The sequence below is a fragment of the Alicyclobacillus shizuokensis NBRC 103103 genome (assembly GCF_001552255.1).
In the GTDB taxonomy this organism is placed as follows: domain Bacteria; phylum Bacillota; class Bacilli; order Alicyclobacillales; family Alicyclobacillaceae; genus Alicyclobacillus_G; species Alicyclobacillus_G shizuokensis.
The window spans coordinates 65908-91810 of the sequence record NZ_BCQV01000006.1 but is presented as its reverse complement, the minus strand read 5'-3'; the positions used below and the strand labels follow the sequence as shown (position 1 = coordinate 91810).

At 60.3% G+C, this 25903-nt stretch carries 24 protein-coding genes and 2 tRNA genes; 20 read left to right on the top strand and 6 right to left on the bottom strand.

Annotated elements, in window-relative coordinates:
• From ASH01S_RS19460 to panD, 4 genes are all read right to left on the bottom strand, one after another.
• Positions 1–1053 (bottom strand): sigma-54-dependent transcriptional regulator (locus ASH01S_RS19460; protein WP_067923480.1); only part of this gene is annotated, 1053 nt, incomplete at its 3' end.
• Positions 1031–3175, bottom strand: a complete 2145-nt coding sequence (locus ASH01S_RS03435; RefSeq protein ID WP_067923476.1) for a sensor histidine kinase — start codon at positions 3173–3175, stop codon at positions 1031–1033. The genes ASH01S_RS03435 and ASH01S_RS19460, both read right to left, overlap by 23 nt.
• Positions 3176–3699: 524 nt before the next feature.
• Positions 3700–3787, bottom strand: a tRNA-Leu gene (locus ASH01S_RS03430).
• A gap of 60 nt (positions 3788–3847) precedes the next feature.
• Positions 3848–4237 carry an aspartate 1-decarboxylase gene (gene panD, locus ASH01S_RS03425; protein ID WP_067923473.1) on the bottom strand — a complete coding sequence of 130 codons (390 nt, stop codon included), beginning with the start codon at positions 4235–4237 and terminating at the stop codon, positions 3848–3850.
• 234 nt (positions 4238–4471) lie between these two features.
• Here panD and ASH01S_RS19180 point away from each other — a divergent pair, with 234 nt between their 5' ends.
• The 8 genes from ASH01S_RS19180 (at position 4472) to ASH01S_RS03385 (ending at position 11149) form a co-directional block, all read left to right on the top strand.
• A complete protein-coding gene (locus tag ASH01S_RS19180; protein WP_067923469.1) occupies positions 4472–4897 on the top strand; it encodes an acyl-CoA thioesterase in 426 nt (141 codons plus the stop codon).
• Positions 4898–5029: 132 nt separating this feature from the next.
• Positions 5030–5104 (top strand) — tRNA-Val (locus ASH01S_RS03415).
• A gap of 411 nt (positions 5105–5515) precedes the next feature.
• A complete protein-coding gene (gene ytxC, locus ASH01S_RS03410; protein ID WP_067923463.1) occupies positions 5516–6373 on the top strand; it encodes a sporulation protein YtxC in 858 nt (285 codons plus the stop codon).
• Positions 6374–6821: 448 nt separating this feature from the next.
• Positions 6822–8765 (top strand): threonine--tRNA ligase, encoded by a 1944-nt coding sequence (gene thrS, locus ASH01S_RS03405; protein WP_245628915.1) that lies wholly within the window; start codon positions 6822–6824, stop codon positions 8763–8765.
• Between the two features lie 345 nt (positions 8766–9110).
• Positions 9111–9614, top strand: coding sequence for a translation initiation factor IF-3 (gene infC / locus ASH01S_RS03400; protein ID WP_067923457.1), 504 nt, complete (start codon positions 9111–9113; stop codon positions 9612–9614).
• Positions 9615–9671: 57 nt separating this feature from the next.
• Positions 9672–9866, top strand: coding sequence for a 50S ribosomal protein L35 (gene rpmI, locus ASH01S_RS03395; protein WP_067923454.1), 195 nt, complete (start codon positions 9672–9674; stop codon positions 9864–9866).
• A 47-nt stretch (positions 9867–9913) separates the two neighbouring features.
• A complete protein-coding gene (gene rplT, locus ASH01S_RS03390; protein WP_067923451.1) occupies positions 9914–10273 on the top strand; it encodes a 50S ribosomal protein L20 in 360 nt (119 codons plus the stop codon).
• 99 nt (positions 10274–10372) lie between these two features.
• Entirely contained in the window at positions 10373–11149 is a 777-nt protein-coding gene (locus ASH01S_RS03385) for a TrmH family RNA methyltransferase (protein WP_067923448.1), read from the top strand.
• A 1-nt stretch (position 11150) separates the two neighbouring features.
• On the opposite strand, the gene ASH01S_RS03380 is transcribed toward ASH01S_RS03385, so the two are convergent.
• Complete coding sequence (locus tag ASH01S_RS03380; protein ID WP_067923445.1) at positions 11151–11813, bottom strand: DedA family protein; 663 nt, start codon at positions 11811–11813, stop codon at positions 11151–11153.
• 127 nt (positions 11814–11940) lie between these two features.
• On the opposite strand from ASH01S_RS03380, the gene ASH01S_RS03375 reads away from it, so the two are divergent.
• The 4 genes from ASH01S_RS03375 to ASH01S_RS03360 all read left to right on the top strand — a co-directional run bounded on the left by ASH01S_RS03375 (position 11941) and on the right by ASH01S_RS03360 (position 13775).
• Entirely contained in the window at positions 11941–12459 is a 519-nt protein-coding gene (locus ASH01S_RS03375; RefSeq protein WP_245628914.1) for a divergent PAP2 family protein, read from the top strand.
• Positions 12460–12627: 168 nt separating this feature from the next.
• Positions 12628–12849, top strand: coding sequence for a spore coat associated protein CotJA (locus ASH01S_RS03370; RefSeq protein ID WP_067923440.1), 222 nt, complete (start codon positions 12628–12630; stop codon positions 12847–12849).
• On the top strand, positions 12846–13112 hold the full coding sequence (locus ASH01S_RS03365) for a spore coat protein CotJB (RefSeq protein ID WP_083516797.1): 267 nt from the start codon (positions 12846–12848) through the stop codon (positions 13110–13112). The genes ASH01S_RS03370 and ASH01S_RS03365 overlap by 4 nt, the downstream gene beginning before the upstream one ends.
• A 93-nt stretch (positions 13113–13205) precedes the next feature.
• Positions 13206–13775, top strand: a complete 570-nt coding sequence (locus ASH01S_RS03360; RefSeq protein ID WP_067923437.1) for a manganese catalase family protein — start codon at positions 13206–13208, stop codon at positions 13773–13775.
• A gap of 41 nt (positions 13776–13816) precedes the next feature.
• On the opposite strand, the gene pabB is transcribed toward ASH01S_RS03360, so the two are convergent.
• A complete protein-coding gene (pabB, locus tag ASH01S_RS03355; protein ID WP_217996293.1) occupies positions 13817–15685 on the bottom strand; it encodes an aminodeoxychorismate synthase component I in 1869 nt (622 codons plus the stop codon).
• A gap of 109 nt (positions 15686–15794) precedes the next feature.
• Between pabB and ASH01S_RS03350 the strand changes: the two genes are divergently transcribed.
• The 8 genes from ASH01S_RS03350 (at position 15795) to ASH01S_RS03315 (ending at position 25899) form a co-directional block, all read left to right on the top strand.
• Positions 15795–17000: an MFS transporter gene (locus ASH01S_RS03350; protein ID WP_169794175.1), complete on the top strand. Its 1206-nt coding sequence runs from the start codon at positions 15795–15797 to the stop codon at positions 16998–17000.
• A gap of 177 nt (positions 17001–17177) precedes the next feature.
• Positions 17178–17627, top strand: a complete 450-nt coding sequence (locus ASH01S_RS03345) for an SRPBCC family protein (protein ID WP_067923428.1) — start codon at positions 17178–17180, stop codon at positions 17625–17627.
• A 45-nt stretch (positions 17628–17672) separates the two neighbouring features.
• Complete coding sequence (locus tag ASH01S_RS03340; RefSeq protein ID WP_245628913.1) at positions 17673–18506, top strand: AAA family ATPase; 834 nt, start codon at positions 17673–17675, stop codon at positions 18504–18506.
• 39 nt (positions 18507–18545) lie between these two features.
• Positions 18546–19409, top strand: coding sequence for a VWA domain-containing protein (locus ASH01S_RS03335; protein WP_157066960.1), 864 nt, complete (start codon positions 18546–18548; stop codon positions 19407–19409).
• Positions 19406–20239 carry an FAD binding domain-containing protein gene (locus tag ASH01S_RS03330; protein ID WP_067923421.1) on the top strand — a complete coding sequence of 278 codons (834 nt, stop codon included), beginning with the start codon at positions 19406–19408 and terminating at the stop codon, positions 20237–20239. Before ASH01S_RS03335 ends, ASH01S_RS03330 begins: the two co-directional genes overlap by 4 nt.
• 2 nt (positions 20240–20241) lie before the next feature.
• Positions 20242–20814 carry a (2Fe-2S)-binding protein gene (locus ASH01S_RS03325; protein WP_067923418.1) on the top strand — a complete coding sequence of 191 codons (573 nt, stop codon included), beginning with the start codon at positions 20242–20244 and terminating at the stop codon, positions 20812–20814.
• A 2-nt stretch (positions 20815–20816) separates the two neighbouring features.
• Positions 20817–23144: a xanthine dehydrogenase family protein molybdopterin-binding subunit gene (locus ASH01S_RS03320; RefSeq protein WP_245628917.1), complete on the top strand. Its 2328-nt coding sequence runs from the start codon at positions 20817–20819 to the stop codon at positions 23142–23144.
• 124 nt (positions 23145–23268) lie between these two features.
• Complete coding sequence (locus ASH01S_RS03315; RefSeq protein ID WP_067923415.1) at positions 23269–25899, top strand: MFS transporter; 2631 nt, start codon at positions 23269–23271, stop codon at positions 25897–25899.
• Positions 25900–25903 lie beyond the last annotated feature (4 nt).

Sequence of the window (25903 nt, the reverse complement as noted above, 5' to 3'; positions counted from 1 at the left end):
GGGTTGAAGCAACACGTTTACGATTTGTGGGGATATGATGTAATTACGATTTCGCTTCACGCGATGTCTGTGCAAAAAATGTTCTATTAAGACGGGAATATCATCCTTGCGCTCCCGCAACGGGGGAATGGAGATGGTGACAACGTTCAACCGGTAGTAGAGGTCTTCCCGGAATTCTCGAAGTTGCACCATTTCTTTGAGGCTCTTGTTTGTTGCAGTGATGATACGAACATCGACCGAGCGTTTTTGATTGCTTCCAATACGCGTAAAGGTTTTGTCTTGGGTGACTTGGAGGAGCTTGGACTGAAGCGGTAATGGAAGTTCAGCGATCTCATCGAGAAAAATGCTCCCGCCGTTTGCCGCTTCAAATTTACCTGCTTTCGATTGAGTGGCGCCGGTAAAGGCTCCTTTCTCAAAGCCGAACAGCTCGCTTTCCAATAAGTTTGCGGGGATGGCTGCGCAATTCACGTAGATGAACGGTTTATCTCTACGATCACTTTCGTCGTGGATCAGTCGAGCAATCATACTCTTGCCTGTACCACTTTCTCCCTGCAAAAGGACCGTCGCATCGGTTTTGGCAACGCGGCCAACCAATTCGCAAACGGATTTCATTTTGGGATTTACAGAAGGTAACTGATTGACCAGAGATTTATGGACTTTTGTTCGTAATTCGCTGTTCTCCTTTTTAAGGTCGATCCAGTCTGAAGCTTTTCTAAGAACGATCTCCAGTTCCTCAAACTTTACTGGTTTTGTAATGTAATCAAAGGCTCCCAGTTTCATGGCCTGTACAGCGTTCTCAATGTTGCCAAAAGCGGTGACAACAATGATAAGCTTGTCCGGATATAGGCCTTTGCATTCGGAAAGCAGTTCCAAGCCGCTTGTATCCGGTAACATCATGTCTAATAGAATGATGTCGATATCCACATGCTGCAAAGCATGACGTGCCTCTTGCCCGTTCGATGCCATCACCACAGGGTATCCACGCTTCGATAACATGGATCCGAGAATTTTGGTGAGTTTAACCTCATCATCAATGAGCAAAAGCGTTTTCATCTTGCGTCACTCCTTCATAATTCTTAGGCAGTTGGATAAAGATCGTTGTCCCCTTTCCTTCTGTGCTATTAGCCCACATACTTCCGCCATGTTGATTGATGATTTCGTTCGAAATGGAAAGACCTAGCCCGGTTCCGTTGCTTTTCGTAGAATAAAACGGATCAAAGATCCAGGGGAGTTGAGCGGCCGGGATGCCATCTCCAGTATCCTTGATTTCTATCATCCATGACTGACTTTGCTCAGCAATGAGGATTTGAATCTCACCTCCCTTCGGCATGGCTTCAATACTGTTCATGAGGATGTTCAAGAAGGACTGAATGATCCGGTTCTTCACCGCTTGAATGATGGGCGCACGAACAGGGTATTGCCGGCTCAGCGTAATGTTGTGTTGCTTTAGCGTGTTTCTCAGTAGCATGATTAAGTCGTCCAACACACTGGTCAGATTGATGCTTTCTCTAGGCTCTGTTTCTCCGTCTCGAGATAGAGCAAGAAAGTCTCCTAACAGGAGATTCATTCGATTGGACGTTTCCAGGATATCCGCTGCAAGTTCGGACACTTCGAGCTGGGAGTCTGCAATTTCCAACTGAATGGCCTCGGCAGCGGCCTGGATGATGCTCAGGGGGTTCTTAATTTCATGTGCAATACTCGCTGTAAGTCGTCCAAGCGAAGCCAACCGTTCATTTTGTTTTAAGTACCGCTGTAGCCGTCTAAATTCACTGACGTCACGCATGATGAGAATCACGCCAACTTCGTTGTCTAGTCCACGGAATACTGACGAGTGAACAACAACTTCTCGCTTGTTACCGTCCTTGTCCAGAATGTAGGTATCTTTCTCATCAAACTGGTTCCCTTCGGCCAGTGTTTTCCAGATTACGGTTTCTATCAGGTTCTCACTAAATGGAATATGAACAACATTTTTTCCGATTATTTCTGTTCTTGAGAAGAGAGTTAAGTCCTCGGCCGCGCGATTGAAAGACCATACTGTCCCGGATGGATCGGTAGTAATAATGGCGTACGGGATGGACTCCAGGATGTGAAACAATCTTCGTTCCTTTCGAGTCAGACTCGAGGCCATATTTTCGAGTGTGATGGATAAGGTTTCAAGCTCATCGCCCGTTTTGATGCGAGAAAACGAATATAATTGATTCTTTCTGTATTCATCTGCCTGCCGAGTTAAGTCCAGAATGGGCTTGACAACACGGGTGGTTCCGACGACGGTCAAAACGGAGGCCAGCAATAAAATGATGATGAATCCTTCACTGAGTAATTTGGCGACATGAGCGACCGGAGCTGTGGCTTGCACAACCGGTTCGGAGACAATGAGCCCAAAATCGGCAACGTCAAGTGGCCGGTATGTGGCAACAACCTTATTATGAAAGAGATCCGTTCGGATGATTCCATACCGATACTTCGCCAGGTTTTGACCAATGTCAGTTTGGGAGATGGATGCAGCCATTTCCTTTGAGCTGCTATCCGCTATGATACGGCCATTGCCGTCGACGACTAAATTCTCGCCTTGGGCGCCAATTGTGTAATCATCCAATTCCTGAGATAGGACATTGAGATTGATGTAGGCGATTGCTCCTCCCTCATACGACCCATTGGAACTGATCGTCGGATAGGCTACAGCAATCGTGTACGAACCATCTGGTAACCGGAGAAGTTGAGAAATAAAATAGGTCTTGCTCCAGCTCAATCGGTAGTTGATATTCGGAAACGGAATGTAACGTCTTTTGGATGTAAACGGAGCATTCAATATGACGTGTCCATGTTTATCAAATAGTTGAATGGACGTGTATAGAGGAACGTCTACTACATCTTTTTGCATCTGCTCGATATAAAATTCACGCTGGTCGTCCGAAGTGGACAACCCATATCCCGATAACAATTTCAGATCGCTAATAATGTTTTCAATCTTAAGGGTAAGCACACGACTTAACGTCTCAGACATTAAATTGTCCCGGTATTCGATTTGCTGTTCGACGGATGAATAGACGACTTGAAGCGCAATACAATAGATGGCGACCAGTACGCTAAGTGATATCATCAAGGTGACAAGTAAATATCGACGCGTCAGCATGGAATGCATCGCTGTCTTGATAAGACTCGATAGGTAGGTCATAGGTAGAATCCCTCATGCCTTCCCCGCATATGTTTTTGAAATCGCCTACACGTCGGGAAGTACAGCAATATACTATATCATATACTCAATATATACTCAAGTCTCCGAAATCACTCTGCCGGCATCATCCGAAGCCGGAATTGACTCGCAGTCCGTCATCGATGCCGTTAGCAGCGGATTCCTCTCGTATTGTGCCGGGCCATAGGACGTCGCGCAACAATCCAAGGCATCCAAGTGGGTAAAGGACCATGTTGCGCACGTTGGCAAAGGCAAGTCATTATTCACGACAACCATCGGCGGCGTTCGGTTTGACCTATCTGGATCGAAATATATCAGGACCCTTGACATATCGATGCCTTGATCAAAAAGATGCTCGCCCCACCCAATGATGGGAGGGGCGTTTTTGTGGGATTTATTTCGAGGCACGAAGGTTGGCGGTTTGAAGATTAGCGGTTTGTTAGAAGTTCGCCTCGCGACATGAGAAAAAGTGGCTCCCCGGAAAGCCCGGAAAGCCGCGTCATGACTGGTGCCGAGAGCGGGACTCGAACCCGCACGGGCTTGTGGCCCGGCAGATTTTAAGTCTGCTGCGTCTGCCGATTCCGCCATCCCGGCTCACGAAAATTCAATCAGAGTGTATCAGGTCGGCTTGACTGAAGTCAACCAAGCCTCGCTTCACACGGATTCCACCGTCTGGCCGGCTCTCTCCGTGAGTTTGCGTAGGGGACGGTTGTGCTCATCCACCAAGATTACCGTGGGTTGGTGCGCCTTGACTTCCTGTTCGCTGTACACCCCATACGAGATGATGATGACCAAGTCGCCCTTCTGCCCGAGGCGAGCCGCGGCGCCGTTCAGTTCGATGCAGCCACTGCCCTCCCGGCCATAGATGACATAAGTGTCCAGACGGGCCCCATTGTTGATGTTGACCACCTGCACCTTTTCGTTTTCCAGCAGATCCGCCTGTTCGGCCAGTTGACGATCAATCGTTATGCTGCCGACATAGTTCAGATTGGCTTCCGTGATAGTTGCTCGATGGATCTTCGACTTCATCATGGTGCGGAACACCGGTCAGCGCCTCCTTTGAGAAGCGATCCAGTTGCGATTATACGAGACAGCACTGCGAATGAAAAGAGAAAACGACTAAGAACGGTAGTTCGATGGCCACTGAACATCCAGAATCCCCCTGTTGTCTTCATTCAGGCGTCTCCGCATGGTGCGGTGCTGCAGCGCCTCAGGTCATGGGAATTGAGGTCGCTTGCGGTATACTTAAGGGTTGATGGAGACAAGGGGGGACGGGCTGTGAGCAGCACGGTCAGTACAGAGTTGGAGGTCCGTTGGGGTGAATGCGATCCGGCCGGCATTGTGTATCACCCGGCATATATCGACTGGTTTTCGGTGGCGCGTATGCACTGGCTTCGCCACCATGGCGTCGGCTATATGGAGGCGTTTCATGATCAAGGCCTTGTTGTGGTTGTCCTCGGAGTGGAGTGCCGCTACCGAAAAACACTGCGCGCTGAAGACCAGGTGCGTGTAGATGCGCGCCTGGTGACATTGACGCGCACGCGTATGAAGTTTGAGTATCAGGTTTGGAACGCAGAGGGGGTTCTTTGCGCCGAGGGTTCGACTGAACACGCCTATGTGGACGCGAGCGGGCGCGCCGTGAATGTGGCCAAACGAGCCCCACAATTGTGGGGACGGCTGCAGGCCTTGCATGCGGAATCGTAAGCCATGCATGCACGCGCGTCCGGGTGAACCATGAGCCATGCCCCGGCCGTTGTAGCCCGTGACCGTGTGGCCACCACCGACGCATTGACAGCCGTCGTGCAGCCGTGCTATATTACTACCTGTCCGTTGCACGCGGCTGTAGCTCAGAGGGAGAGCACCACCTTGACACGGTGGGGGCCACAGGTTCGATTCCTGTCAGCCGCACCACATACGCATGGGAAGGCATCTGCGCAATGCAGGTGCCTTTCTAGTGTTTTTTGGCGTATTTGCGTATGACTGTGGCCATCCTTCCATTCTCAGAAGATCCGTTGCAAACACCTTGGGTTCAGCGGTGGGCGGACCCATCCGGGAACGGGCGCGCCCGGTGGCCGCGCACTCGTGCTTCTCGGCTCGTAGGTGGGGCGGGTACCGTGACTCCATGTTCCCCCATGGCATACGGTGGGAGGAACGACGCGGACGTGAGCTGTCACTCAGGAAACCCCAGACTGACAGCTGTTTCGATACCGACAAAAGCATTCAGCAAAGGGCCATGCACGCATCCCCTGGCAGTCAGGTATAGGCGCCGGCCGCTTTTTTCATACTGGTCAATGAGGGTGAACCAGAAAGGCGGATGTCCGCATGCGGAGCGTACGGATTCAAGTGAAACTCGCGCTACCGGCATTGTCCAGGCGATTGAGCGACGCTGGCTGCGGTGTCCAGCGCCTGGATGATACGTGGTTGGTGGTTTCGGGTGGCGAGGAGCAGCTGTTGTCGGTGCTGCACGCCTTTATCCTATCGGACTGGCAATACGAATATATTCAACATCGGTTGTCCTTGACACACCCAGAGTTGACCGAGGAGCAGCGGGAGTATATCAGTCTGTTGACCGTGCATCGCTTACGCGGACCCCAAATCCTGGCCGACCATAAATTCGCTGCGGCAGGTCAATTCTCTCTCCCGTCCGAGCAATTTGCCAGCCAGTTGCGGGCATCATTGGCAGAGCTTGTGGCGGGCGAGGTCCTGCACGTGGAAGGACTTGTCCGCTTTCGCGGTCGTCGGTATCTGCAGGTCCTGCAGACGGCCATGGAGGAGATGGTCGAGCAGGTTTTGACGGATCAAGAATACGAAGAATTTGTCGCCATGTTGCGCTACATATTGGACGTGCAGCAGCCATCGCGGCAGCGCCTGCACGTGTTTTGCGCCGACGAGCGGGTGTGGATATGCGATGACGACGGCCAACTGGTTCGTGATCAAGAGGTGTCTTCGGCTGCGGCCCAGGCGTGTCCGGGCGAGGATGTGAACGGGGAGGATCTGGCCATGAGCATTCTCATCACGCGGTCACCCGAGCAAATCGTCATCCACGACCTCAGCACACGGGCGCCGTGGCCGAGTTTTGCCGAGACGGTCGAACGGGTGTTCTTGGAACGCTCGTTACGGTGCGGAGATTGTCCGACCTGTCGCCGCCTGAGGGAGAACGGCGAAATTGCGCCGATGTAACCGAAACAGAACGGAATCGCTTTCATTGTGGCAAAAATGAGGCAAAATCCGCGTCAGTGCGGAGGCTTGGGTTGACTTGTGATCACAAGCGGCTATAATGAACAACAAATTTACTTTCCGAAATGCGATGACGAAGGACATGCCGACGGAGGGTACGCGCAGCAGAGAGGCGGCGCCAGCGGCTGAGAGCGCGCCCGCGGGACTCCGGACGGATACCACCTTCCATGCAGGCGCCGGGGAGGCAAGCGGCCGAAACGGTGCCCGGGGCGCACGTTATCCGCGAACGAGGGCTTCGGACGCCTGTCCAGGGTCCGGGCCGAAGTTGGGTGGAACCACGGGAACAACGTTCTCGTCCTGATGCACAGACATCAAGGCGGGGGCGTTTTTTTATGGGGTTTTCCAGGCGCGGCGCCGCAGACAGGGGCAGTTGTGACGGGAGGCGATGAGATTGGCGCAGTATGCAGTGCGATTGAAGGACGGATCGGTCCGGCGTTACCCGGCCAAAACCACCTTTGCGGAGATTGCGTCGGATATCGGACCGCGGCTGGGGCGCGCAGCGGTCGCCGCCAAGGTGGACGGGCGCGTTCTCGACCTCAGTCGTGAACTCGAGAGCGATGTGGAGTTGGAGATTCTAACCTTGGATACCCCGGAGGGTGTGGATGTCATGCGCCACACCTGCGCACATGTCATGGCACAGGCTGTCTCAAGGCTCTATCCTTGGGTCAAATTTGCCATCGGTCCAGTGATTGAAAACGGGTTCTACTACGACTTTGCCGATCACGTTTTCACCCCGGAACAGTTTCCGGAAATTGAGCGGGAGATGCAGCGCATCATCAAGGCCGACTACCCCGTCGTGCGCGAAGTGGTCAGCCGCGAGGAAGCGTTGCGGATGTTTCGGGAGCGGGGGGATCGGTTTAAGGTCGAGATCATCGAGGACCTGCCCGAAGGTGAAACCCTGACCCTGTATCGCCAAGGTGAGTTTGTCGATCTGTGCCGGGGGCCGCACCTGCCTTCGACGGGCCGCATTCAGTCGTTCAAATTGATGTCCATCGCGGGCGCCTACTGGCGCGGGGACTCCAGCCGCGAGCAATTGACCCGCCTGTACGCGGTGGCATTTGCCAAAAAGTCGGAGCTGGAGGATTACCTCCAGCGCCTGGAGGAGGCCAAGCAGCGAGATCACCGCAAATTGGGTAAGGACCTGGGCATCTTCATGCTGTCCAAGGAGGTCGGTCAGGGCCTGCCGCTGTGGCTGCCCAACGGGGCCACCGTCCGCCGCATCATAGAGCGCTACATTGTCGACCTGGAGGAGAGCCTCGGCTACCAGCATGTCTACACGCCGCACTTGGCCAGCGTGGAGCTGTACAAGATTTCCGGGCACTGGCAGCATTACCATGACGACATGTATCCGCCGATGCAGATGGACAACGAGGAACTGGTGCTGCGCCCGATGAACTGCCCGCACCACATGATGATCTATAAATCGCAGATGCACAGCTATCGGGACTTGCCGCTGCGCATCGCGGAACTGGGCACAATGCACCGGTACGAGATGTCGGGCGCTTTGGCCGGGTTGCAACGAGTGCGAGCGATGACGCTCAACGACGCGCACATCTTCCTGCGGCCCGACCAGCTGAAGCAGGAGTTCTCGCGCGTGGTACGGTTGATTGAACGGGTGTACCAAGACTTCGGCATTACCGAGTACTACCACCGCCTATCCTATCGCGATCCGTCCGATACCGAGAAATACGTGCAAAACGACGAGATGTGGGAACTGGCGGAGCGGATGCTGCGGGAAGCGATGGACGAGATGGGCTTGGCATACGTCGAAGCGCCGGGCGAGGCCGCTTTTTACGGACCGAAGCTGGACGTGCAGGTGCGCACGGCGCTCGGCAAGGACGAGACGCTCTCCACTGTGCAGCTGGATTTTCACCTGCCCAATCGGTTTGACCTGGAATACATCGGCGAGGACGGCAAGCCGCACCGCCCCGTCGTCATTCACCGCGGCATTGTCGGCACGATGGAGCGCTTTGTCGCCTTCCTGCTGGAGCAGTACAAGGGTGCGTTTCCGGCTTGGTTGGCGCCGGTGCAGGTGCGAATTGCCACGGTGGCGGAAGAGTTTTCCGGCTACGCCAACGCGACGGCCGACACGCTCCGAGCGCAGGGATTCCGGGTCCATGTGGACGCGCGGCCGGAGAAGATTGGCTATAAAATCCGCGAGGCACAGGTGCAAAAGACGCCGTACACGCTGGTTGTGGGCGAGAAGGAGCAAGCCAGCGCCACGGTCAGTGTGCGCCGCTATGGTCAAGGAGACGTGGGCAGCATGTCGTTGTCTGCCTTCGCCGCCCGGCTTAGCGAGGAAGTTGCCGAGAAGCGGTTGCTGGTGGAAGGTTGACAGTGCAGCGACGGTCCGCTAGAATGAATCTGCTCGTTTGACAAGTGAAATTGACAAGTGAAGATGACGGAAAGAAGGAGCTTCCCGCTTCTCACCTGGTGGGCACATGCCGACGGGTTACCGACAAGGAACGTTCATTCGCTGCTGCTCAGCACGATTGCAGTTGTAGGCTGTGAAGTGTGGCAGCCGTTGGAGAACGGCCAAGGAAGGCAAGAGGCGCGGATTATCCCGCGCCTTTTCGATTGGTTTCGGGGACGCCGGAAGGCAGCCACAGCCGCTTACGGGCGGTGCCGTCACAGAGACGGTGAATCTTGGAGGTGAAATCTTATTAGCAAAGACGGATATCTGGTCAACGACGGGATTCGGGCCCGGGAGGTCCGTGTCATCGACGTCGATGGGACCCAGCTTGGCATCATGGGGATTCGTGAGGCCCGGCGCATCGCCGAGGAGAAGGAACTCGATTTGGTGGCCGTTGCGCCGACAGCCAAACCGCCGGTTTGCCGCATCATGGACTACGGCAAGTTCAAGTACGAGCAGAGCAAGAAGGAAAAAGAGGCGCGGCGGAATCAGAAGATCGTCACGCTCAAGGAAGTCCGCATGACCCCCAACATTGAGGAACACGACTTCCACGTCAAACTGAAGAATGTCGTCAAGTTCCTCAAGGAGGGGGACAAGGTCAAGGTGTCTGTACGCTTTCGCGGGCGCCAGATCACGCACTCGCAGTTGGGGCAGCAGTTGCTGATGAAACTGGCGACGAGCGTCTCGGAAGATGCGATTGTCGAGCGGATGCCGAAGCTGGAAGGCCGCCAGATGATCATGATTCTGGCCCCCAAGCAGCCGTCTTCGTGACTTGCGCTCCAGGCGGACAAGGACGGGACGTACAACGATGGAATGGAGGACGTTGACATGCCGAAGATGAAGACCCATAGGGGCACTGCCAAACGCATCAAGAGGACGGCTTCTGGTAAGCTGAAGCGGCCGCACGCCTTTGCCTACCACAAGGCGGTCAAGAAGGCGCCGGCGCGCAAGCGGCGGTTGCGTGGGACGACGCTGGTGTCGACCAGCGATCTGCGTCGCATCAAGCAGATGCTGGCCCGGTAAGGCTCGCAGTGGCACCAGGACCTATCACGTAAGGAGGAACAGGATTTATGGCACGCGTAAAAGGCGGTATGGTGACACACCGCAAACATAAAAAGATCCTGAAACTGGCTCGCGGGTACCGCGGTTCCAAGCACCGGTTGTTCCGCACGGCGAAGCAGCAGGTGTGGAAGTCCTTGCAGTACGCCTATCGGGATCGCCGCAACCGCAAGCGGGACTTCCGTCGCCTGTGGATTCAGCGCATCAACGCGGCGGCCCGCGTCAACGGTTTGTCCTACAACAAATTCGTTCACGGTCTCAAACTGGCAGGTGTTCAGGTCAACCGCAAGATGCTCGCCGATTTGGCGGTGACGGACAAGCAAGCGTTCGCCGAGTTGGCCAACGTGGCCAAGTCGAAGCTGGAGGCCTAAAATAAAATTGCATAAACATGGAGAACCATCCCGGCGGAATCCGCCGGGTTTTTCGTGACCGCGGCCACGGCGAGGCTTCGGTCCTGGGAGGGACGAGTTATGTACATCGAGTCGCCTGCCAATGACAGGGTGCGCGCCTGGGCAAAACTCAAGACGCGGCGGGGCCGGCTGCAACAGCAGGCGTTTCTGGCCGAAGGACCACGGCAGTTGGACGAAGCGCTGGCCGCCGACGCGGACATTCTGGCCGTACTGTGGGACGTGGGGCGCGACGAATTGTCGGCGTCCGTGCGGGAACAGCTTCAGGCGCGCCGCATTGCGCTGGTGGAGTTGTCTCCGCAGGCGTTTGCCGGCGTATCCGACACCGTCACGCCACAAGGGGTGATCACGGTGGTTCGCCTGCCGGAGCCCCCACTCACTCAGCTTCCGGCGCGGTGTGTGGTGCTGGATGGCATCCAGGACCCAGGCAATGTCGGCACCTTGCTGCGCACCGCCGAAGCGTTTGGCATCCCGCACGTGTGCTGCGCCAAGGGCACGGCCGATCCGTACGCGCCCAAGGTGGTGCGGGCCGCCATGGGGGCGCTGTTCCGGCTCGCGATTTCCCAGCTGCCGGCCCTTGATTTCGTCCGCCAGTGGCGTCAGCAGTGGCCACAGGGCCAGGTGCTGGCCGCGGGCACGGGCGGATCGGTTGCATGCCACACGCAGAGCTACGAACCGCCGACATTGATGATCATCGGCAGCGAGGCGCGCGGGGTATCGCAGGAAGTGGTCCAGGCTGCCGACCGGGAGATTCGCATTCCGATGACCGGCCACGCGGAGAGCCTGAACGCGGCCGCGGCCGGCGCCATACTCCTGTACGAGATGACCCGGCCGCGATAGGTCAGTTGGAGCCCCCGACGGAGCGCTGATTTTCGCTATGCGCACCGACTGATTTGGTGACGGTGTCCATCTTTCGCTTCAGCCAGCGGTGGAACCACCAGTACGCAGCCGCCAACGCGGCGGCGATGAGGACGGCCGGCAGGAGGTATTTTTGCCAATCCGCGAGCACGGCGTGCACCATGCGTTCAATCAGAGAACCGGCGAGGATGAACGGCGTCGTCCATAGTGCGGAGGCGATGAACATGACCGGGGCGTACACCGCCAGTCGGATGCGGTTGATGCCGGCGATGTACGGGACAAAGATGCGGACGAACGCGATGTATCGTGAAATGACCAGGGTCGGTACAGTATACTTGGCAAAGATGGCGTCCGCCTGGGCCAGTTTGTCTGGGGTCAGGCGCACGTAGCGGCCGTACCGCAGGAGAAAGGGGCGGCCGAGCGCCCGACCGAGGAGATAAGCCACCATCGATCCGGCATAGGTCCCGCAGGTGGCCGCGACGATTAGCCAGAACAGGCTGATCTGACCGTTTGCGTGCTGCGCGAGGACGCCGGAGGCGGTCAAAGTGGTTTCTCCTGGAACTGGAACAAACAGGTATTCGAGCGCCAGAGCGCCGCAGATGCCCCAATATCCGTAAACCTGCATCAGATGTTCGATAAAGTGCACAGTCCTCTTCCTTTACAGGGAGTTTGGAAACGCCAGTCGTCTACCTGTATCTTATCAGTGAATCGGAAAGGCGTGCTAGGGGATTGATGGCAGCAAATACGGCAAATTTTCAAGGGATGGGGATATGATGGGCGGCGCGTACGACATGTGGGTGACCCCTCTGTTGGCGATGCTGGTGGCCCAGGTGTTGAAACCCCTGCTGCTGATGCTGCGTCTGCGTCGCTGGGATTGGAAGCTGATGCGTCAGTCGGGCGGGATGCCGAGCTCGCACACGGCGCTCGTGGTGGCGTTGGTGACCGAGTTGTGGCTGCGCGAGGGAGGGAGTGATCCCGTTCTCGCCATCGCCATGTTTGTCGCCCTCATCGTCATGTACGACGCCGCCGGCGTGCGCTGGCAGACCGGACGTCATGCCGCCGTTCTCAACCAACTGCTGCGCGACCTGCAGGGGCGCAAGGACCTGTTTCAGCCCGGCGAGGACGCAGCGGCGCAACCCGAATCGGCCCCCATCCAGCGGCTGAATATCGTGAAGACTCCTTGGTGGCTCATCGACTGGCCCGTCCTCAACGAGCACGTGGGCCACAAACCCACGGAGGTGTTGGGCGGCTGCGTCGTGGGTGTCGTGGTGGCGTTGTCGGTGCACTTTTAAGCTCCGGCGCCCATCGCGCACCGTCCGGCAGCCGCCACGCGGCTCGTTCCCTCTTCTGGCCTCTTCTCCCTGCAAAAGCGGGCCATCGCCCATTTGTCCAATAGGTTCCTGCCCCGTCCTTCCTGCATATAGTGGGCTCTGACCACCCGAGATGAGGAGGACGGTGACATGGATAAGCAGTGGCGTTTTTATCGTCCCTACCGCAGCCCGTTCGACCCCTGCGTCCCGAAGCGTGTCAAGGCATATATTGTCCCTCCCAATCAGTTCATGCCGTTCCAACCGCCGGGGCTGCGGACATTCTCGCCGCATGAGGCGCTCCGTAGAGGAACCTTGTGGCCGGATTTGTACAGCCGGTACAATCCGCCGCATCGGGAGGAGATCGATCCATGACGCACCATCCGATGCCGAAGGAGTATTACCGATTGCTGTATGAGTTGCAGGCGGTCGATTTCGTCCTCGTGGAATTGACCTTGTATCTGGATACCCATCCGGACGACACTCAGGCGCTCCATGAATTCCATCAGTATCAACGCCGTAAACAGGGACTCACCCAGCAGTTCGAGCAGGCGTTCGGGCCGCTGCACGAATTTGGCAACAGCCCGGTCGGTGCGCGCTGGACGTGGGCGGAGAGTCCGTGGCCGTGGCAGGTATAGCCGTTTTGGGGACTGTGCAGCCGGCCGCACGTGCCGCGCCCGCGACGATCCGCGACGATCATTGTGCTGATGCCGAAAAGGGGGGATATTGCTGTGTGGATATACGAAAAGAAACTGCAGTACCCGGTCAAGGTGTCCAAGTGCGACCCGCGCCTGGCCAAGTACCTGATTGAACAGTACGGCGGCGCCGACGGGGAGCTGGCGGCGGCCCTCCGTTACCTCAACCAGCGATACACCATCCCCGACAAGGTGATTGGTCTGTTGACCGATATCGGGACGGAGGAGTTTGCCCATCTGGAAATGATTGCAACGATGGTGTACAAACTGACCAAGGATGCCACCCCCGAGCAGCTGCGGGAAGCAGGCTTGGGTGAACACTACGCAGACCACAGCTACGCTTTGTACTATCACAATGCAGCCGGACATCCGTTCACCATCACCTACATTCAAGCCAAGGGCGATCCGATTGCCGACCTGTACGAGGACATCGCGGCCGAGGAGAAGGCGCGGGCCACGTATCAGTGGCTGATTGACCTGACGGATGACGTCGATCTGCAGGACAGCCTCCGGTTCCTGCGCGAGCGCGAGGTTATCCACTCGCAACGGTTCCGCGAGGCGGTGGAGATCCTCAAAGACCACGAGGGCGAGAAAAAGGTGTTTTAAGGCCTCCTGGCCCACGCGAAGGCGCCTCCACAGGTGGTCGCCTACGGATTGGACGCGGGCGCGAGTGTGACCGGTACGAAACCGCGGACGCTGTTGATGAGCCACAGCCGCTCGGCGGTCGCCAACTCGTCCACGTGGATACGCCGCTCTTGCAGCTTGCCTTCTTGGATGAGCCGGCGACGCAGCGTGCCGTTGAGGAGTCCGCAGGTGCACGGCGGCGTATACAGCTGCCCGTCGTATTGGGCCACCAGGTTGCCGATGGTGAACTCGGTGGCCTCCTTGCGCTCATTCCACAACAAGACGTCGAACACATCGCCCGCAGCGGCCCGATGGGAGTCATAGACCGCGCGGTGGGTGGTCTTGTGAAATAGAAACGGATTGCTGCTGTCGATGGGCGATTTGGCCAACCGGATGGGCTTCGCCTCCGCGCTCTCGGCGGTCTCGGCGTCAGCAAGACGCATGGTGTGGACGGTCAGGCGGCCGTCGCAGGCGGCCAACAGGCGCACCCGCCAGCATCCCTCGCTATGCTCGGCCGCAACCCGGTCGAGTGTGCGGCGAAGGTTTTGCTCGTCGATGGTAAACTGAAAGTAGCGGGCCGAATCCAAGAGGCGTTCGACGTGTTCCTCCAGCAGGTGCCAGCGGCCATGTTCCAAACGCATGGTTTCCAGCAATTCAAAGGCGGGAGCGGGTTGGAGCGCCGCTTGCGTTTTGACCAGCGCCTCGCTGAATTCGCCTTCAGGGGTAGAGTCCCAGGTGATTCCGCCGCCGGTGCCGTAGACCGCGGTGTGGGTCCATCGGTCCAGCAGCAGGGTACGGATAGCCACACTGAAGATGGCTTGTCCTTGGGGTGTCACGTAGCCAATGGCGCCGCAGTACACGCCGCGCGGCTCTGTCTCCAGCTTGGTGATGATGTGCGCCGTCCGCGGTTTGGGCGCTCCTGTGACCGATCCGCAAGGAAACAGCGCGGCGAGTGCGTCGAGCCACGTGCATCCCTGGCGCAGGCGGGCGGAAATCGTCGAGGTCATCTGCAAAGCGGTCGGATAGACTTCCACATCGAACAGCGACTCCACGCGGACCATCCCCGGTTCGGCGATACGGCCCAGGTCGTTGCGCAGCAGGTCGACAATCATCACGTTTTCGGCCCGGTTTTTCTCCGACGTCCGGAGCCATGCGATGTGTTGTTCGTCTTCCCGGGGATAGCGACCGCGCTTGTGCGTTCCTTTCATCGGGCGGGTGAGTACATAGAGGCCGTCGGTGCGAAAGAACAATTCCGGCGACAGCGACACGATACCCCAACGCCCCAGGTCCAGACAGGCGGCAAAGGGCGGGGTCGGCCCCTGCACACAGCGGGTAAACCATGTCCATGGGGTTGTGTGCATCTGGGACTTCATGCGGAAGGTATAATTGACCTGATAGGTTTCGCCCTTGCTTATGGCCTCCTTGATGGCGCGAATCGCCTTCTGGTAATCCGCTTTCGACACATTGGGCAGCCACGGTCCGGGTGTGAATGAGGGGTTCGAGGAGAGAGCGGATTCGGTGACACGGGGTCCAGGGGAAATCCTTGGCTGCCAGCCCGTCACGGGAGGCGCGAAGGATACGGCGGAAGAGGCGGTTTCCGATTTTGTAGGATTGCGGAAAATCCCGAACCACACCAGCGGGAGACCGGCCACCGGTGGATGGGTGGCCAGCGCAGGGTCAAATGCGGGGGACGCTTCATAAGCGATGTACCCGGCGGCATAATAGCCGGCTGCACAGGCTGCCTTTACGCGGTCCAAGGCGGGCAGAACTTCAGGCACGGTGGCAGCTGTGATAATGTCCTCGGGTTGCGTGAAGACGAGCGGCTGTGCGTTGGTTGTTCCGTCTGGGTTTTCGCGAAACGCGAGGTATAACCATGGCTCTGTGTGCGCCACAGGTCGCATGCTCATCTTGTATCCGGCCTTTCTCAGCATGGTGTATGAGTCGTTCTGTAAGAGGCTAGGCACTAGCGAGATTCTGCAGCAAAAGGAGCGCGTTGTCCAGATGTCGTTGAGTGTGCGGCGCGGGGGACGGACGACCCACGTGCTGTTTTATGCGGTCACTATGCTCTATTGGTTTTCGATGTATACATATGTGCCGATTCTGTCGCCGTACATTCGGGCTATCGGTGGATCGTACTTCTTCGTCGGTGTGGTCATCGGAAGTTACGGGTTTACACAGATGCTGCTGCGGGTGCCGCTGGGAATTTGGTCGGACCGCCTGGGGCGGCGCAAGGTGTTCATCGTCTCCGGGGTCGCCTGTTCGGCGGTTTCGAGTCTTGGCTTCGCCCTGACCAACGAACCCTGGTCGGCGTTGGGATGGCGCGCCCTGGCGGGCGTCGCGGCCGCCAGTTGGGTGGCGTTTACCGTCTTTTTCGCCAGCTCCTTCGCGCCGGAGGACGCCCAGCGCGCGATGGGACTCATCAGCTTTTACACGAGCATAGGACAGATGGCGGCGACGACCTTGGGCGGGTTTTTGGCGGAGGACTATGGCTGGCACGCCCCGTTCTGGGTGGGAGCGGCCGGCGGCGCACTGGGCCTTTTGTTGGCTCTGTGCATTCGGGAGACGGCGCAGGTCTCGCAAAGTCCAGCGACAACCAGGGAATTGCTGCGTTTGGGACGCAGTTGGCCTCTGTTGTCGGTCTCGCTGCTCGCCGTGTTTGGTCAGAGCGTCACATTCACCACGATGTACGGATTCACGAGTTTGGCGGCGGTGCAGGTGGGTGCCAGCAAGGCGGACCTGTCGATCTTGACGCTGGTCACCACTCTGCCCAATGCCATCGCCGGGTATGTGGGCGGGGCGTATCTGGCGCGGGGGATTGGCGACCGCCTGACCTTGTTGGGCGGATTTTGGGTTGCCGCTTTGGCGACGGCTTGTGTGCCGCTTGTGCATCATCTGCCGGTGCTGATGTTGACGCAGGCAGTCAATGGGTTTGCGCAAGGGCTCCTGATTCCAATTTTGATGGGCTTGTCCATTCGCTCGGTCAGTCCCAGTATGCGGGCCACGGCGATGGGATTCTTTCAGGCTATTTATTCCATCGGCATGTGCGCCGGACCTTTTGTCTCCGGTTGGTTGGGTGGCCTGCTGGGGTTGTCCGGCGTGTTCTGGTTTACCGCCTGCGTCAGTCTCGCCGGGGGCGTGCTGTGTTGGCTCTGGATTCCGTCGGCTAGGCTGTGGAAAACCACTTCTAGCCGCGCAGGTGTGGGCTGACTCGGGGATTCGTCCCGCTGCTCGCCCTGCGTGTTCTGCATGCCATGCCGCGATGGCTCATATCGTGATCAGCAGGGTTTTACGTCCCAGATGTAGAATAGTAAGTAGATAGAGTTGTTGCACAAGTCGGCGTTATCTAACAGTCGTGACAAATCCTGTGAGAAGAGGAGAATCGCGATGAAGATTGCTGGAAGCAAAGCGTTTCCAACAGATCCTATCCGGACCTATGAACTGTTGGTCGATCCAGAGGTCATTTCCCGGGCGATGCCGGGCGTGAAATCGCTGGAGAAGAAGAGCGACTCCTTGTACGAGGCGACGATGGAGGTGGGGGTAGCGGGCATCAAGGGGTCTTATCAAGGAACGCTTGAGCTTCTGGACGTGGAGCCGGGCAGTCGGTACCGGCTTGTGGTTCATGGCGAGGGTCCGATGGGGTTTATGGACGCCGATGTCGCCGTCTCCATGGCGGCCACAGAGGCGGGTGGATCTGAGGTGGCGTACGAAGGAGAGGCCAAGGTCGGGGGTACCGTGGCCGGTGTGGGCCAGCGCGTGTTGGCTGGGGTTGCCAAATTCCTGATTGGGCAGTTTTTTAACGGCGTGGTCAAGGAAGCCAAGCGTTCGCTGGCCTGAGTGGGCCGTTACTGGCTTGGTGTCGCGAGGTGGAGGGATGATTTGTTGCTGACGGGGATGCAGGAGCGATTACAGGGTGCGGGCTACATCGCCAGCAGTGAACTGGCCACCATCGTCGAACTGGCGGTCGCGCTCAAACGACCGCTGCTGCTGGAAGGACCGGCGGGGGTGGGCAAGACGTCGCTGGCGCCGGCGCTGGCAGAGTCTCTGGGACGCGAACTGGTGCGCCTTCAGTGCTACGAAGGACTGGACGCCGCGCACGCCTTGTATGACTGGAACTACCACAAGCAACTCGCCGACCTGACGCGACACCGGGATGCCGACGTGTTCAGCGAGTCCTACCTGTTGCCGCGGCCACTGGTCAAAGCATTGCTGTCGAGCACCGGCGCCGTGTTGTTGATAGATGAAGTGGACCGGGCGGATGAGGGATTCGAGGCCCTGTTGCTGGAGTTCTTGGCGGACTTCCAAGTCACGGTGCCGGAGTGGAGGACGGTGGCGGCTGTGGTGGAGCCCGTCGTCATCCTCACCTCCAACCGCACCCGGCTGCTCAGCGACGCACTGCGGCGACGCTGTCTGTACCACAGTTTTGACTGGCCCGACTACGAGCAGGAACGGGCGGTGCTGAGGCTGCATGTTCCTGACTTGGCGGATGACGTTGGGGACTCCATCGTCCGGTTGGTGCAGGCGATGCGCACGTGGGACCTGCAGAAGCCTCCTGGACTGGCCGAGACATTGGACTGGGGGCGCGCGTATCTAGCGGCGCGGGGCGAGTGGACCACCGCCTGGGTGCAGCGCACGCTCGGCTGCGTGATCAAGGATAGTCTGGACCTGGACACGGTGCGCGCCCGCTTGGCGCAACTGGTGGAGCCGGACACTTGAAGGGCGCCGCGGTTTCAGCCTGGGCATGCCGCCAGCGAGGTGTCCGCGCCCGTATCGGCGCTGGCTACGTCCCGCGGCACCCCACCGTCACCCAAGTTTGCTCAATTGGGCGCCGGCAGCGCGAGCCGGGGAGAGGGGGGAACCGTCGATTCTCTGCCCGACCGTCTGCCTGCGTGGGCTGAGCGGCCGCTGCGGACGGTCGGGATGCCGTTGCAGCCCAGCCGTCGCCTGTGGCAGACACGGCCCGACAGCGGGGTCGATTGGCGGCGCACCGTGCGGCTGTGGGCGAGGCTCGGCCGCATGAGTCTCCATGTGGCCCCAGGCCGACGGTTCACCCGTCCCGGGCGTGTGGCCGTGCTGTGGGATGTATCGGGATCGATGGCGGAATTCATTCCCCTGTACGCGCCGTGGCTGTACGCATTGGCGCGCGATTTGCCCCAGGTCGGGGTGTTTTTGTTCGCCAACCGCTTGGTGGACGCGACGGCGCTGTTTCGTCAGCCTTACCCGCAGGCCAAGCGTGGGCTCGACCGCCTGCAGCAGGTGTGGCGCGGAGGCACCCGGCTGGGGGAGGTGCTCGCGGAATGGGTGGAGGACTCGGGCCGCCGCTGGCTGACGCCGCAAACCACTGTGGTGGTGGTCAGTGACGGGTGGGACGCGGGAGATCCGGCCGTCCTGGCGCGGGCGCTTCGATCCGTCCGCCGCCGCGGCTGCCGCATTCTGTGGGTACATCCCTGGCTGGGGACACCGGGGTTTGCGCCGCGGACCCGCGCTCTCTTGGCGGCGCGGCCGTTCATTGACCGCATGGTCCCCGGCCACTCTGCCTCTGCGCTGCTGCGTCTGACGTGGGATACGGGCTTGCGCAGTGGCTTGACAAACGATAGCGATGAGGAAGGGATGTCATGAAACCGATCTCGTTTTCCTACTATCGCCCCAAATCCCTGGCCGAAGCCTTGGACATTTTGGCTCAGGAAGAGGAGGCGAAGGTAATTGCCGGCGGGCAAAGCCTGGTGCCGCTGATGAACTTTCGTCTGAGCCGTCCGAAGACGCTGGTGGACATCAATGGTTTGCGCGAGTTGGCGGCGGTTGAGGCAGACGGTGGGGTGCTGCGCATCGGCGCGTTGGTGCGGCATCAGGAGCTGCTGGCCCATCCTTTGGTCGTGCAGCATTTCCCGGCCCTCGCCGCGGCGGCGGCGGAGATTGGTCACTGGGCGATTCGCACCCGCGGCACCATCGGCGGTTCCCTCGTTCACGCAGATCCCGCCGCAGAACTGCCGGCGGCCACGGTGGCGCACCGAGGCGTGTTGGTGCTGACCAGTGCCCACGGGGAGCGGCGGGTGGACGCGGACGCGTTCTTCTACGGTTATTTGATGACCGACATTGCGCCGGACGAACTCCTGACCGCGGTCGAGCTGCCGCTGCCGAGCGGCGTCCGCTACGGATTTGCGGAGCACGCCCGGCGACCGGGCGACTTTGCGCTGGCCGGCGCGTTCGTGGAGGTCGCCGAAGCGGGCCATGCGGGCGCCGTGACGTGGTTTGGCGTCGGTGGGCGGCCGGATCGTCAGGAGATGGAGTTGTCGCCGGATGCCGCTTCGCGGGGGCGGCAGTTTGCAGCCGCTCTGGCCGAACTGGACGGGCCGGAAGACGAGGTGGAGGCGCGCTACCGCCGTCAGCTCGCTGCGGTGGCGGCGGAGCAGGCGTACCAGCGCGCGATAGCGAGCGGAAGGGGGAACTGAGCATGCAGTCGGTAAGCGAGAGCGCGGCCGCTGGACGGCCAAAGACAAGCATAACCCTGATGGTCAACGGGCAGCGGCATACGCTGGACGTGGAGCCGCGTTGGCTGTTGTCCGATGTCTTGCGCCACCAGTTGGGTTTGACCGGGACGCATGTTGGCTGCGAACAAGGGGTGTGCGGCAGCTGCACGGTGCTGCTGGACGGGCAGCCGCAGCGCAGTTGCCTGATGTTCGCGGTGCAGGCGGAGGGGCACGACATCACCACCGTCGAGGGACTGACGCCGGAGCAAGGGCTGAGCCCGCTGCAGGCCGCGTTTGAGCGCCACCACGCGCTGCAGTGCGGGTTTTGTACGCCGGGCATGATTGTAACGGTGGAGGCATTGCTTCGAGAGAACGCCGACCCTGACGAAGAGACCATCCGCGAGGTGCTGTCGGGAAACATCTGCCGCTGCACGGGCTACCAGTCGATTGTGGCTGCGGTGCAGGACGCCGCGCGGGTGCGCCGGGAGAGTGGGGCGGCGAAGCTGGAGGTGGCCGCCAAGGGCCAGAACGAAGCAGCGGGGGGTGAGCAGGCGTGAGCATGATGCAAGGGCCGTTGAAGCCCCAGTTCACCGGTGCGCGCGTGACACGCCTTGAGGATGCGCGCTTGCTGCGCGGTCGCGGCCGCTACCTGGACGACATCGACGTTCCGGGCACCCTGCACGTGGCGTTCGTCCGTTCCAATCGGCCGGCGGCGCGGATTGTGTCCATCGACGTGGAGGAGGCGTTGGCTGTCCCCGGTGTGTACACGGTCTGGACGGCCGAGGACTGCGGGATCACGATGTACACCGAGCGCTACGACGTGGGTCAACCGGTGCTGGCGAAGGACGAGGTGCGGTTTGTCGGCGAAGCGGTGGCGGCGGTGTTCGCGGAAGACCGGTATGTGGCGGAGGACGCGGCGGAGCGGGTGCGCGTGGTGTACCATCCGCTGCCGCCCGTGCTCGGCTTCGACGAGGCGCTGTCGGACGAGGGGCGGCGTGTCCATGCCCATCGAGCCAACCTCTTTCACCACACGGAGCATCAGACGGAGGGGTTTGCCGAGGCCTTCGCGAGCGCCCCTCACCGGGCCCAGGCGACTTTCGTGACGCACCGCCAGACGGGCGTCCCGATGGAACCGCGCGGCTGCATGGCGCAGCTGGATGCGGCGACCGGGCGGCTGACGGTCTACGTCTCGCATCAATCGCCGCATCAATTCCGCTCGCAACTCACCGAGCTGCTGCAGATGCCGGAAAACCAGATTCGTGTGATCGTGCCGGAGGTCGGAGGAGCGTTTGGCATCAAAGCGATGCTGTACCCGGAATACCTGGTGGTCGCCGATGCGGCGCGCAGGTTGGGACGGCCGGTGAAGTGGGTGAGCGACCGTACGGAAAGCCTGTTGGCCGACGCGCACGCGCGCGACAACCGGCACGAGGTGGAGGTGGCCTTTGATGAGGAAGGGCGTATTCTGGCGGTGCGCGACCACGTGTTTGGCGATACGGGCGCCTATCCGTTTCTCGGCTTTCCGGGCGCCGTCGGCGAGGCCGGTTGGGCTACCAGCATGCTGACCGGGCCGTACAAGATCCCGCACGTGTCCATCACGGTGGACTGTGTGTTCAGCAATAAGGCGCCGGAAGGGGCCTACCGCGGCGTCGGGGGGCCAGTGGGGGCGCAGGTGCAGGAGGGCATCGTCGACTTGGTCGCCCGACACTTGGGCAAGGATGCGGCCGATGTGCGCCGCGTCAACTTCATCCGCGACGAAGACTTTCCGTACCAGACGGCTACCGGCAACGTGTATGACCCTGGGTCTTACGCGGAGTCGATGGAGCAGGCGCTGGCGCTCATCGATTACGAGCGGTTCCGCCGCGAACAGGCGGAGCTGCGGCGGCAGGGACGCTACCTGGGCATCGGCATCTGCACGTTCGTGGAACCGTCCGCCGGGGCCGAATCGGAGGCTGGATCTACCCCGTACGAAGCGGCCTCCATCCGCATCGAACCGACCGGCACGGTGACCGCAGCCTTGGGCCTTGGCCCCTCCGGTCAAGGGCACGAGACGACGATGGCGCAGTTGATTGCGGACCAGTTGGGTGTGGACGTCAAAGACGTCGTGGTCATGCACGGCGACACCGACAGCGCCCCGTTCGGCGGCGGCACCGGTGGCAGCAGATCCGGCACCATCGGCGGGGGTGCCGCGCTCCGCGCCAGTCAGGAGATGCGCCAGCGGCTCATGAAGCTGGCCGCCCATCTGCTGGAGGCAGCGGAGGAAGACGTGGAACTGGTGGACGGACACGCCCAGGTCAAAGGCGTCCCCGCCCGCGCTTACTCGGTGCGGGATTTGGCCCGCATTGCCTACACCGACGTGGCCCGCTTGCCCGAGGGCATGCAGCCGGGGCTAGAGGTGGTCGTGCGCTACCAGCCGCCACTTTCCACCACGTATTCCAACGGGACGCACGTGGCCTTGGTCGAGGTCGATACGCAGACCGGGTTTGTTCGTGTGCTCGACTACGTGGTGGTCAACGACTGCGGTCGGTTGATCAATCCCATGATTGTCGAGGGGCAGATTCACGGCGGCGTGGCGCAGGGTATCGGCAGTGCCTTTCTGGAGGAGCTGCGGTACGATGACAGCGGACAGTTGGTGACCACTTCGCTGATGGATTATCTGCTGCCGGCGGCCACCGACGTGCCGCGCATGCGCGTAACCCACATCGAAACCCCTTCCGCCAACGTCGGTGGCTTCAAAGGCATGGGGGAAGGGTCGCTGATTGCCGCTCCGCCCGCGCTGGCCGGAGCCGTCTCGGACGCGCTGGCGCCGTTTGGCGTGTTTGTGACCGAGATCCCTGTGCATCCACAACAAATTCTCGAATGGGTGCAGGGCCGCGTCCACTCGGCATGAGCCACTGCGGCCAATTGGGCAAGGGCGTATCCGACTTCGCTCGGATGCGCCCTTGTTTATCTTTCGGTCCAAGAAAGAGTAGACTGAGATTGAGACTTGTATGGCATGGGGGGAGCAGGCCGCATTGCATACAGACAAAGGTCAACACCTGTTGTTCACATCCAACATCTATGCTTTTGCACTCAACTTTCAGTCTTCCGCGCTGTTGACCATTTCGGTTCCGGCGATGCTCATACGGCTGGCTCCGGCCCAGCACACCATCGTCCTGGCGCAGTTGGCGACGCTCAGCGCCTTCGTGGCCATGATTGTCCCGCCGGTGGTCGGTGTCTTGGCCGACAGGGGGGTGCTCGGAGGACGACACGGCAGCCTCCGTATCGGCGGGGGGCTGAACGCGCTCGGCCTGGTCGGAATGTATCTCGCTCCCAGCGAGGCTTGGTTCATGTTCTGGTGCCTGGTGACCATGTTGGGACATAGTACAGCCACGGTTGCTTATCAAGCGCTGTGGTCGGAGGTGATTCCGGAATCTCGGCGGGGACAGGCCTCCGGATACAACGGGGCCGCCGTCCTGCTCGGGACCATATTAGGCCTCGGAACGGCCGCCTTGTCGCCGAAGGTGTCACTGCTGCCAATGGCCGGCGTGATCTTCGTGGGCTTTCTTGTCACCACTCTCTGCCTGCCGAAGACGGACGCTCCGACACGTCGGGCTCGGCGCGCCCAGCGCAGCCGGGGTGATTTCGTGCGGATCTTTTTCGCCCAAGCGTTGATCTCGTTCGGTATGACGCTCTTGATGACGTTTGTTCTGTACTTTTTTCACGACGTCCTGCACATATCGAATCCGTCCCAGGGAACCGCGTTTGTGGCGGGCCTTGCGCTCATTGGCGCGGTGTTCGCCAGCATCGCGCTCGGCCGCGTGGCGGACGCCAGCCGGCGGCGCCGCCTGACCGCCGTGTCCATTGTGCCGATGGCGCTCGCCGCGGGCGGCTTTGCCTTCCTGCAGGCGGAACGGTGGATTCTCGTGTTTGCTCTGGTGTTTGGACTGGGTTTCGGTGGATTTTTGGCCACCAGTTGGGCGCTGACCGTCGATGTGCTGCCGGATCGGGAGCATGTCGGCCGCGACCTGGGCATCTGGGGTGTCGCATCCGCTATCCCCGCCGTCCTTGCGCCCATGGCGGGCGGCTGGGTGTTGACCAGTGCCGCCACGGCCACCATCGGCTATCGGCGCTTGTTCCTGCTTGCGGCGGCCTCGTTTTTGGCCGGCGCCTTGGTGGTCTGGTCGATCCGCAGTCAGGACCGGCTGCACCGCGGGATGGGCCATCCGACTTTTGCGGACGATGGCCGGTCCGTCAGCGCAGAGCAGCCAGGGACGGCAGCTTATCCGTCGGCCAGTGCTCCCGCTGCGACCGCGCCCGAGGCACCTGGTCCGGCTCCGTCCCTCACGCCGCCATCCCCGTGGTGGGGCGTGCCGCTCCGCCTCCTGATTGCCGGCATCGTGGCCGGTTACGTGCGGCTCTGCTATCGGGTGCGTTTCGACGGGCCGCTGCCGCAGCTGCACGGGGGTTCGCTGATCGTGTCCAATCACCAACACGACCTGGAAGGCATGGTCATTCCCGCCTGGCTGAACCTGCGCCGGACCCACCGACATCCGGTCTACTGCGCCGCGAGTCAACGCCTGTTTGAACCGGGGTTCTTGGCCTTTCGCGGCCCGGCGTGGCTGCGGCCGTTGCTCTACCGGTTGAACCTGGCGCCCTTGTTTCGCAGCATCGGGGTGCTGCCGATAGAAAACCAGCCACTGGCGCGGCCGTTGCAGAGCTACGCCTACGAGGCGTTGCGGTTGCGCGGGAACGTATCGTTGGGCGAGGTGTTTACCGCCCCGTGGTTGGAGCGGCTCGGCCTCTCCCCGGATCAACCGCTGTCCCGGCTGTGGAGTGTGCGTTGGGCCGAGCGCTCCATGGAGCGGATGCCGAGCACGTGCCTGGTCGATGACCTGCGCCGCCAGGTTCGCCGCGCGCAGCAGCAACGCATCCGCCAGCAGCTGGACCAGATACGGGCCGTCCTGCTGTCCGGGAGGGCGCTTTACCTCACGCCGGAAGGGCGGTATTCTCAGGACGGAAGGATGATGCGGTTTCGGCAGTCGTACATAGAGTTGGCGCCACTCGCCAGGAACGTGTACGCGTTCTCGCTCAGCTACGATCCGTACGTGCACCGTTCCCTGAGCCTGTACGTGCGCGTGGGGCGCATTCCGCCCGAGGTGAAAACGGACGTGGCGGCGGTGAACGCGTGGGTCGCGGCAGCCAGGCCGGTGGTGGTGAGCCAAGTGCTTTGCGACTGGCTGAGCACCTTGCCGCCAGGGACCGTGTTCAGCGCCGCCGAAGCCCGGGAGGCCGTCCGCCAGCGTGTCCTGGACCTGCCGCCCGGGGCGCGGCTGGTCCCAGAGCTGGTCAACCCAATGCAAACAACGCGGGCGGTAAGACGGGCGTTAGCTGGCATGGTTCGCCTGGGCAGCTTGCGCCCGGCTGAAGGCGATAAGTTTTGTCTGACGGCGGTGCATAGGCATCCGATGTTTGCCGACGTGGAGGACATGGTGCGCTTTCAGGCGACCGTCTTTCGCGAGACCCGGGAGGCCCTGTTCCGGCTGGCCGGCAGCGACGGTTGGGCCGCCGACGGGGGTCCGCAGGAGGGCGAAGCCCTGCCTATATCCGCCCAGGTGACCGCACAGGCTGAAACCACCACGGCGTCGGGAACCGATTCCCTATAGGAGG

What these genes read in the sequence shown, in the direction of transcription:
- ASH01S_RS03435 (WP_067923476.1), bottom strand. Translation starts at nt 3,175, where the DNA reads ATGACCTACCTATCGAGTCTTATCAAGACAGCGATGCATTCCATGCTG.
- ytxC (WP_067923463.1), top strand. Translation starts at nt 5,516, where the DNA reads ATGCGGAGCGTACGGATTCAAGTGAAACTCGCGCTACCGGCATTGTCC.
- rpmI (WP_067923454.1), top strand. Translation starts at nt 9,672, where the DNA reads ATGCCGAAGATGAAGACCCATAGGGGCACTGCCAAACGCATCAAGAGG.
- rplT (WP_067923451.1), top strand. Translation starts at nt 9,914, where the DNA reads ATGGCACGCGTAAAAGGCGGTATGGTGACACACCGCAAACATAAAAAG.
- ASH01S_RS03385 (WP_067923448.1), top strand. Translation starts at nt 10,373, where the DNA reads ATGTACATCGAGTCGCCTGCCAATGACAGGGTGCGCGCCTGGGCAAAA.
- ASH01S_RS03375 (WP_245628914.1), top strand. Translation starts at nt 11,941, where the DNA reads ATGGGCGGCGCGTACGACATGTGGGTGACCCCTCTGTTGGCGATGCTG.
- ASH01S_RS03370 (WP_067923440.1), top strand. Translation starts at nt 12,628, where the DNA reads ATGGATAAGCAGTGGCGTTTTTATCGTCCCTACCGCAGCCCGTTCGAC.
- ASH01S_RS03365 (WP_083516797.1), top strand. Translation starts at nt 12,846, where the DNA reads ATGACGCACCATCCGATGCCGAAGGAGTATTACCGATTGCTGTATGAG.
- ASH01S_RS03350 (WP_169794175.1), top strand. Translation starts at nt 15,795, where the DNA reads ATGTCGTTGAGTGTGCGGCGCGGGGGACGGACGACCCACGTGCTGTTT.
- ASH01S_RS03345 (WP_067923428.1), top strand. Translation starts at nt 17,178, where the DNA reads ATGAAGATTGCTGGAAGCAAAGCGTTTCCAACAGATCCTATCCGGACC.
- ASH01S_RS03330 (WP_067923421.1), top strand. Translation starts at nt 19,406, where the DNA reads ATGAAACCGATCTCGTTTTCCTACTATCGCCCCAAATCCCTGGCCGAA.
- ASH01S_RS03325 (WP_067923418.1), top strand. Translation starts at nt 20,242, where the DNA reads ATGCAGTCGGTAAGCGAGAGCGCGGCCGCTGGACGGCCAAAGACAAGC.
- ASH01S_RS03320 (WP_245628917.1), top strand. Translation starts at nt 20,817, where the DNA reads ATGATGCAAGGGCCGTTGAAGCCCCAGTTCACCGGTGCGCGCGTGACA.